We start from the raw sequence: 5295 nt of genomic DNA on the forward strand, positions 1-5295 counted from the left end.
GCTTCGACGCCAACGTCCGCGGCATCCGAATCGCCCCCACCGGCACGATGGCCGCAGCGACAAGCGCGACCAACCAGCCGAATTTCACGGTGAGGTTCCGCGCGCAGGTGCGCTAGACGGGCGGGCGCGGGCGGTGACGGGGTCTTAACCTAGCGCCCTCTAGACTTGAGCCATGCGCAAGCCTCTGCTCCTCTTTGTCGCCGCCCTTGCCGTTCTGGCGAGCTCGCCCGCCGCAGCCAATGTCCTGGCCGGCCCCGCCGAAGTGATCGACGGCGACACCATCGACATGACCGGCACCCGCATCCGCCTGATCGGCATCGACGCGCCCGAGAGCGCGCAGCAATGCCGGCGCGATGGCGCGGCGTGGGACTGCGGCAGGGATGCGGCGGCGGCCTTGCACGAAATCCTCGCGGGCGGGCCGTTGGAGTGCACCGCGCTAGGCACCGACCGCTATGGCCGCACGCTCGCGACCTGCCGCACTGCGCTGTTCGATCTCGGCCACGAGATGGTGCGCCGCGGGTTTGCGGTTCCGTTCGGAGACGATGCGCCTGCCGACTATGCCGAAGCGCGCGATTTTGCGCGGCAGTTGCAGTTCGGGATATGGGCAGGCGAGTTCGAGGAGCCTGCCGCATGGCGCGCCGCCAATCCGCAGGCCGCGCCGCTGCTGGCGCGCGCCGCAGCGGACGAGGTCCCGGCCCGCACCGCCCCGCAGCGCCCGGCGCGCGAAGCCCGCTACACCAACGCCTTCGGCTGCGCGATCAAGGGTAACCACAGCCGCTATGGCAGCTATATCTACCACCTGCCCGGCCAGAAATATTACGACGCGACCCGCCCCGAGGCTTTGTTCTGCACCGAACGCGAGGCAATCGCGGCGGGCTTCCGCCGGTCGAAGGAATAGCGCGTCAGGCCCGCGGCTGCCGCATCAGCACGGCGGCCCCCGCAATCATGCCGAGCAGCACCAGAAAGATCGTCCCGCCCACGCGGCCGAAGGGCCCGACGATCAGCGTCTCGAGCGCGGATTGGACCATGTGGGCCTCGAGAGAAGTGAATTCTTCCGCGCCGTAGTGCACCATCGCCGCGAGGAACCAGAATACCCCGGCACAGATGAACGCCTGAACGATCCGGTCGAGGCGCAGGAAAATGTCGCCCATCACTGAACCCTTCGGCCCGTAACCCATCTACGCCGTGCCCAGCGCATCGGCGAAAACAGCAACGCGCCTCAATAACCGCTGTTGTAGGAGATGTAGCCGCGCAGCTGTTCCATGCGGCGGGTGTTCTCGCGCGCTTGGCAGGTTGCCTCGGCGGTGCGCTGTTCGGTCGGCTCGGTCGAATATTGCAGGCCTTCGACCTTGCAACCGGCATCCTTCTGCTTGATCCACGCCTTCTGCTGGGCGAGCAATTGCTGGCGCAGGTCGGCGTCGATCGAGTTCCAGACCACCGCAATTGCCTCGTTCGAGGCCTTGCGCTGCGCCGCGGCGGCTTCATATTCGGCGGTCAGCATCGCATTGACCGCCTCTTCCTCCTCCTTGCGGGCCTGTTCGGCTTCCTGCTTTTCGACCCGCACCTTGTTCTCGATCCGCTCGCGCAGCAGCGAGGCGGCGACCACTTCGCCGAAGATCTCGAGCTTGCCGTCGGCGCCCTCAAATTCGGCGAAGACCTTGCTGCCGTCATCGGTCGGCTGGACCGCGTAATCGAGCTCGCCCTGGAGGTAGTCGGCGCCCTTGTCGAGGCCCGCATCGTCGATCGCGTTGCTGATCTTGGACAGCCCGAGCAGCTCGCGCGCGGCTTCGGCGGATTCGAAGGTTTCGGGCGTGAAGACGATCTTGAGCGAGCCGGTGCAGAAGCGCTTGGTGCTGTCGGGGTCTTCCTTGGTGGTGCGGATGTCCGCGATGATCAGCTTGATCTTGGCGATCGAGGCGCGGATCGAGGAGGCCGGGATCAGCGAGTTGCCGTTCTCGTCCTTGGCGCGGGAGATGGTGACCTTTTCCAGCCCGTCACGCACCGCCGCTTCGAGCGCGCTCTTGGAGGCCTCGTCCGAACAGCCGGTCTCGGTCAGGCTGGAGCACGACGCCAGCGACATGGCCGCCAGCGCCATGGCAAAGGCGAATTTCACCCGCTTCCCGATCATCGTTCACGCCCCCGTGATGGATTCGCACGCCGCTGCCCGCAGCACGCTTAGAGCGCTGATAATGACCGGGGAGGCGGGCTTGTCAATCGCTCACAAGGGAGCGGGACGGCCGCGGTTCAGCCCATCCACCCCGCGCCCAGCGCATCGGCGACGACGGCGGCGCGAAGCCGCGCTAGCCCCATGCCCTTTTCGCTGCTGGTGAGGTGGATTTCGGGGAAGGCGGCGACGTGTTTCTTCGCTTCGGCGGCGGTTTTCTCGGCCACCATCGCCAGCTCGCTCGCCTTGATCTTGTCGGTCTTGGTGAGGACGATGCGGTACGAGGCCGCAGCCTTGTCGAGCATCGTCATCATCTCGCGGTCGACCTCCTTCAAGCCGTGGCGGCTGTCGACCAGCACCAGCGTACGGGCCAGCACTTGCCGCCCGCGCAGGTAGGAATTGACCAGCGCCTTCCACTTCTCGACCACCTTGACCGGCGCCTTGGCGAAGCCGTAGCCGGGCATGTCGACGAGCCGGAACAGCGGCAGCGCGCCCTCTTCCTCAGGCCGCCCGACGTCGAAGAAGTTGAGCTCCTGCGTGCGCCCCGGCGTCACGGAAGCCCGCGCGATCGCCTTGCGGCCCGTCAGCGCGTTGAGGAGCGAGGACTTGCCCACGTTGCTCCGGCCGCAGAAGGCGATTTCGGGCACTACCGGCTCGGGCAGGAATTGCAGCTGCGGGGCGGAGCGCAGGAAATCGACCGGCCCGGAAAAGAGCCGCGATGCCGCTTCCTCGAGGGCCGCCTGAAGTTCGGAATCGTCCACGCCGGCCCTAACCCTTCGCCGCTTTCGCCTTCTCCGCCGCCGCAGTCGCCGCCTTCAACTGCGGGTGCTTCGAATAGAGATAGCTCTGCTGCGCCAGCGTCAGGATGTTCGAGGTCACCCAGTAAAGCAGAAGCCCCGCCGCGAAGGGCGCCATCACGAACATCATGATCCACGGCATAATCGCGAACATCTGCGCCTGGACCGGGTCCATCGCTGCCGGATTGAGCTTGAAGGTCAGCCACATGGTGATCCCCAGCAACACCGCGAGCGGCCCGATGGCAAGGAAGCTCGCCTCGGGGATGGCGAAGGGCAGCAGCCCGAACAGGTTGAGGATATGCGCAGGGTCGGGAGCGGAAAGGTCGCGGATCCACAGGTAGAACGGCTCGTGACGCATCTCGATCGCCAGCACCAGCACCTTGTAGAGCGCGAAGAACACCGGGATCTGGATCAGCATCGGCAGACAGCCGGACAAGGGGTTAACCTTCTCGTCCTTGTAGAGATTCATGATCTCCTGCTGCTGGCGCTGCTTGTCGTCGGCAAAGCGCTCCTGGATCTCCTTCATCTTGGGCTGCACCGCCTTCATCTGCGCCATCGAGGCAAAGCCCTTCTGCGCGATCGGGAACATCAGGCCGCGGATGATGACGGTGAGCAGGATGATCGCGAGGCCGAAATTGCCGACCACGCTGTTGAGCGTGCGCAGCAGCCACAGGATCGGCTTTTCGACGATGCCGAACCAGCCCCAGCTGATCGCGAGGCCGAAATTGCTGATCCCGCTCTCTTCATAGACGTCGAGGATCTGGCTGTCCTTGGCCCCGGCATAGAGCCGCGTGTCCTGCGTCAGGCTGCCGCCGGCGGGCACGGTGGTCGGGCTGTAGATGAGATCGGTGCGGTAGAGCGTGCTGCCGAGGCTGCGAAAGCCCGCATCGTCGACCTTGACGTTGCCCTTACCGTCTCCGGGGACGAGCGCGGAAAGCCAGTACTGGTCGGTGAAGCCCAGCCAGTCGGGCGCGCCTTCGGGCTTTTCGGAAGGTATCTCGCTGATCTCGCCGCGCTCGAACTGCTTGCGCTTCGGCGCGAAGATCTCCTCGAGCTCGGCATAGGAATGGGGATCGTAGAGCTTGCCCGCAAACACGCCCACCGCGCCCGAGTGCGAGGCATATTGGTCGATCGTCGCGTTGGCGCTGGTGCGCTTGATCAGCGCGAAGGGCTGGATCACGGCCGGCACTGTGCCGGCATTGCTGACCGACTGGCTGGCGGTGATCATGTAATTGGCGTCGACCGCAAAGCGGATGCGGTAAATGACCCCGTCCGCCTCGGTGCGGGTGAGGGTGACCGGCGTGGTCGGGGTCAGCCTGGTGCCGTCGGCCTGCCACAGCAGGTTCGGGGCCTGGCGCTCGCCATTGATGACGAAGCCGAACTGGGCGAAATACTGCGTGTTCGTCCCCTCGGGAGCGAAGAGGCGGACGGGGCCCGAAGCCTTCTTCACCGTCTCGCGGTAATCCTTGAGCGTGACGTCGTCGAACCGGGCGCCGACGAGGTTGATCGAGCCCGACAGGCGCGGGGTGTCGATCACGACGCGGTTGCCGCTCGTCAGCGCGGACTTGAGATCGACCTTGCGCGCGGCGGCTTCGGCACCGAGACCGCCTGCAGCCTTCGTCGTGCCTGCCTCCCTGGCGGCGGCGGTCGCAGCTTTCGGGCTGGTCTGGGCGGACATCGCGGCTTCGGGATAGAAATAGCGCAGGCCGATATCCCATCCCAGGATGAGCAGGCCCGAAAGCACCACGGCGAGCAGAAGATTGCGATTGTCCAAGTGTTAGCCCCAAGAAATGCAAGGATGGGTGTATTATGGGGGTAAGGCGGTCCCGTTTCCAGTCCCCCATGTTTCGCCCTAGGGAACCGGGTCGTGACCGTGCCCGCCCCACGGGTGGCAGCGCATTAGCCGCTTGAAGGCCATCCATCCACCCTTGAGTGCGCCGTATTTGCCGAGCGCCTCGATCGCGTATTGGCTGCACGAGGGATAGTAGCGGCAGGTCGGCGGGATCAGCCGCGAAGGGCCGAGTTGCCAGGCGCGCGCGATGAGGATGAGGATCTGCTTCACCGCTTGCCTCCGCCCCCGCGGCTTCCCTTGCGCGGACGCCGCCCGCCCGAAGGATCGCCGCGCCCCTCGCGCGCGCGTTCCAGCGCAGTGGCGAGCTCGCCGGCCATCAGGGGAAAATCGCGCTCGACCCCGCCCGCGCGGCCGATCAGCACATGGTCGTGATCGGGCAGGCCCTGCGCGGGCAGCGCGGCGCGCAGCAGCTCGCGAAAGCGGCGCTTCATGCGGTTGCGGACCACGGCATTGCCGATCTTCTTGGTGACGGTGATCCCGAA

The 5295-nt window shown here is 66.0% G+C and carries 7 protein-coding genes; 1 reads left to right on the top strand and 6 read right to left on the bottom strand.

Annotated elements, in window-relative coordinates:
• Positions 1-172 precede the first annotated feature (172 nt).
• Positions 173-898, top strand: coding sequence for a thermonuclease family protein (locus NBV68_RS17360; protein WP_296312266.1), 726 nt, complete (start codon positions 173-175; stop codon positions 896-898).
• A gap of 4 nt (positions 899-902) precedes the next feature.
• Here NBV68_RS17360 and NBV68_RS17365 read toward each other — a convergent pair whose 3' ends face one another.
• The 6 genes from NBV68_RS17365 to rnpA form a co-directional block, all read right to left on the bottom strand.
• Positions 903-1151 carry a hypothetical protein gene (locus NBV68_RS17365; RefSeq protein ID WP_296312269.1) on the bottom strand — a complete coding sequence of 83 codons (249 nt, stop codon included), beginning with the start codon at positions 1149-1151 and terminating at the stop codon, positions 903-905.
• Positions 1152-1219: 68 nt separating this feature from the next.
• Positions 1220-2128, bottom strand: a complete 909-nt coding sequence (locus NBV68_RS17370; RefSeq protein ID WP_296312272.1) for a lysozyme inhibitor LprI family protein — start codon at positions 2126-2128, stop codon at positions 1220-1222.
• Positions 2129-2244: 116 nt separating this feature from the next.
• Positions 2245-2925: a ribosome biogenesis GTP-binding protein YihA/YsxC gene (yihA, locus tag NBV68_RS17375; RefSeq protein WP_296312276.1), complete on the bottom strand. Its 681-nt coding sequence runs from the start codon at positions 2923-2925 to the stop codon at positions 2245-2247.
• Positions 2926-2932: 7 nt separating this feature from the next.
• Positions 2933-4735, bottom strand: coding sequence for a membrane protein insertase YidC (gene yidC / locus NBV68_RS17380; protein ID WP_296312278.1), 1803 nt, complete (start codon positions 4733-4735; stop codon positions 2933-2935).
• A 78-nt stretch (positions 4736-4813) separates the two neighbouring features.
• Positions 4814-5023, bottom strand: a complete 210-nt coding sequence (gene yidD, locus NBV68_RS17385) for a membrane protein insertion efficiency factor YidD (RefSeq protein WP_296312281.1) — start codon at positions 5021-5023, stop codon at positions 4814-4816.
• Positions 5020-5295 (bottom strand): ribonuclease P protein component (gene rnpA / locus NBV68_RS17390; RefSeq protein WP_296312283.1); only part of this gene is annotated, 276 nt, incomplete at its 5' end. The genes rnpA and yidD, both read right to left, overlap by 4 nt.

The sequence above is a fragment of the Erythrobacter sp. genome, from assembly GCF_023653175.1.
Classification (GTDB): domain Bacteria; phylum Pseudomonadota; class Alphaproteobacteria; order Sphingomonadales; family Sphingomonadaceae; genus Erythrobacter.

Excerpts from the sequence above, each read along its gene's own strand:
- NBV68_RS17360 (WP_296312266.1), top strand. The coding sequence starts at position 173 with ATGCGCAAGCCTCTGCTCCTCTTTGTCGCCGCCCTTGCCGTTCTGGCG.
- NBV68_RS17365 (WP_296312269.1), bottom strand. The coding sequence starts at position 1,151 with ATGGGCGACATTTTCCTGCGCCTCGACCGGATCGTTCAGGCGTTCATC.
- NBV68_RS17370 (WP_296312272.1), bottom strand. The coding sequence starts at position 2,128 with ATGATCGGGAAGCGGGTGAAATTCGCCTTTGCCATGGCGCTGGCGGCC.